2 protein-coding genes are annotated in these 2,730 nt (G+C 68.7%); one reads left to right on the forward strand and one right to left on the reverse strand.

Translation table 11 applies throughout. The features are described 5' to 3' along the window. Positions 1-162: 162 nt before the first annotated feature. The gene (locus AB0B82_RS29265) at positions 163-954 is read right to left on the reverse strand and encodes a hypothetical protein (RefSeq protein WP_360175527.1); all 792 of its coding nucleotides are present in this window, start codon (positions 952-954) and stop codon (positions 163-165) included. A 251-nt stretch (positions 955-1,205) separates the two neighbouring features. Between AB0B82_RS29265 and recA the strand changes: the two genes are divergently transcribed. Next, the gene (recA, locus tag AB0B82_RS29270) at positions 1,206-2,276 is read left to right on the forward strand and encodes a recombinase RecA (protein WP_360175530.1); all 1,071 of its coding nucleotides are present in this window, start codon (positions 1,206-1,208) and stop codon (positions 2,274-2,276) included. The last annotated feature ends 454 nt before the right edge of the window (positions 2,277-2,730 follow it).

A 2,730-nucleotide genomic window follows, 5' to 3' on the forward strand; every position in this document is an offset into this window, starting at 1 on the left:
AGGTGGGTTCACCCATCGTGTTGTGGGTTCCGTACCCTTCACACGGGTCAGGAACCCACAACACCGTGGGTGAACCCACCGCGCGGGGACAGGCGCGGTCGTCCAGCGCGGGCGCGCCGACTCGGTCACGCGGACCCACGCACGGATCGGTCACCAGAGCCGTTAGACCGGTTTGACCCGGAACGCGCTCGAGGTGAGGAGCTCGGCTGCTTCGTACGCCGCCTTCTTGATGCCCTTGCGTTCGTCGAAGAAGCCGCCGACCACTCCGACCCCGGGGAGCTTGCCGACGAACCGGGCTCCCAGACTGCCGCGCGGACGCTCCTCGAACACTTCGCTGAGCCCGCCGAACAGCTTGCTGAGCCGCCAGACCAGGCGCACACCCTTGCGCAGCCCCATGTCCGTCGAGACCTGGTTGAGTCCGAGTTGTTCGGCAACCTCCTTGCCGGCGACATCGGGGTCGTCGTACTTCAGGACCTCGTCCGGGGTGATCGGGCGGTCGGTGAGTACCCGGATGATGATCGACGTACGGTCGGCGTGCGCCTCCACGCCGTACTCGCGGCAGACCGCGCCGATCACCATCGCCTGCACCGCCGCGCCCAGGGTGTCCTTCATCGGCAGCCGGTCCGCCGCCGCGCCGCTGAGCCGGGGGAGACCGGCGACCACCGCGGCGAATCCACCCAGCCGCTCGACCCACCAGTCGCAGCGGTCGGCCAGGGGGAGGGCCGGCCATTCGTCGTGACCGGGCACCTTCATCTGCAACAGCCGGTCGATCGCGAGGATCAGGCCCTTCTCGGCCAGGTTCGGTTTCTCCTGGTCGGAGTAGTCGGTGAGGAAGCTGCGGATGCCGAACGGGTCCTGCGAACGGAGCGCGTCGAGCACGATGTCGATCCCCAGTTCGACCCGGCTGATGGCGAGAATCACGGCCGAATCGGGGATGTCGGGACGGTCGGTCACGCGGCAAGAGTAGGGATCCGGCGGGTCAGGACGGTTGCCGGGACAAGCTTCGGCGTGTCAGTTGTGATTCGAACACGTGTTCGGGATACTTTGGTGCTCGGAAGGTGGGCCGGGACGGCCGAGTTGTCCACAGATTCGAGGTGGCAGCGAAAACTGTCCGTGGCGACGAATACCTTCTCTGGCGACAACGAAGTTCCTTCGGGCGGCCGGCCGGCGGCCCCGGATTATCAGATGGGTCAGGTGGCATTCACATGGCGAGTGCAGCGAGTGCGGAGCGCGCGGCGGCCGATCGCGAGAAGGCGCTTGCGACCGCGCTGACGCAGATCGAGCGGCAGTGCGGCAAGGGTGCGGTGATGCGCCTGGGTGAGCAGGGCAAGGCGCCGATCGAAATCATCCCTACCGGCTCGATCGCGCTCGACATCGCGCTCGGGATCGGCGGTCTGCCGCGCGGCCGGGTCGTGGAGATCTACGGTCCGGAGTCCTCGGGTAAGACGACGGTCGCCCTGCACGCGGTCGCGAACGCTCAGCGGGCCGGCGGGATCGCGGCCTTCATCGACGCCGAGCACGCCCTCGACCCGGAGTATGCGCGGAAGCTGGGCGTCGACACCGACGCGCTGCTGGTCTCGCAGCCGGACTCCGGTGAGCAGGCGCTCGAGATCGCCGACATGCTGGTCCGCTCCGGCGCGATCGACATCGTCGTGATCGACTCGGTGGCCGCGCTGGTGCCGCGCGCCGAGATCGAGGGCGAGATGGGCGACAGTCACGTCGGTCTGCAGGCCCGGCTGATGAGCCAGGCGCTGCGGAAGATGACCGGTGCGGTCAACGCGACCGGGACGACCGCGATCTTCATCAACCAGTTGCGCGAGAAGATCGGCGTCATGTTCGGTTCGCCGGAGACGACGACCGGTGGTCGCGCGCTGAAGTTCTACGCGTCGGTGCGGCTGGACGTGCGCCGGATCGAGTCGCTCAAGGACGGCACCGACGTGGTCGGCAACCGGACCCGCGTGAAGGTCGTGAAGAACAAGGTGGCCCCGCCGTTCAAGCAGGCCGAGTTCGACATCATCTACGGCCAGGGCATCAGCCGCGAGGGCAGCCTGCTCGACCTGGGGGTGGAGCAGGGCTTCGTCCGCAAGGCCGGCGCCTGGTTCACCTACGAGAGCGACCAGCTCGGCCAGGGCCGGGAGAACGCGCGAAACTTCCTGCGCGACAACCCCGATCTGGCCAACGAGCTGGAGAAGAAGATCAAGGAGAAGATGGGCATCGGCCCGACGCTCGACCAGCCGGCCGACGAGGCCACGGCCGAGGTCGATGTCGACTTCTGACCGACCCTCCGCGGGCGGCAGCGACCCTCGGCAGCCACCGGTTGCCGACGACGCTGCCCCCGCGGCGCTGTCTCTACCCCACGACGAACGCCTCGCCCTCGCCCGCAAACTCCTGGCCGAGGGCACGGCGGCCTCCGCCGCGGGGACCGTTCCGGCGGCCGAGGCGGCTTCCGCGACCGAGCGAACGTCGTACCGCCGGTCGTCGGCCCAACGCGTGGCTGCGGAGCGCGTCGCCTCGCGAGCAGCATCGTCCGTCGAGCCCCCATCGGGTGGCGATGGCGATGCCGCATCTGACGAGTCGACCTCCGCAGCTCCGCGGCGAGCATCACGTCGCGCTCGCGGCAACGCGTGGGACGACTCCGACGACTTCCTGGACAGCGGCGAGACGGAGCGCCGCCCACGCCGTACCGGATCCATCCGACGCACCATCAGTACTGTCGACCCGTGGGACGAC

It is taken from the genome of Kribbella sp. NPDC048915, assembly GCF_040649595.1.
Taxonomy (GTDB): Bacteria; Actinomycetota; Actinomycetes; order Propionibacteriales; family Kribbellaceae; genus Kribbella.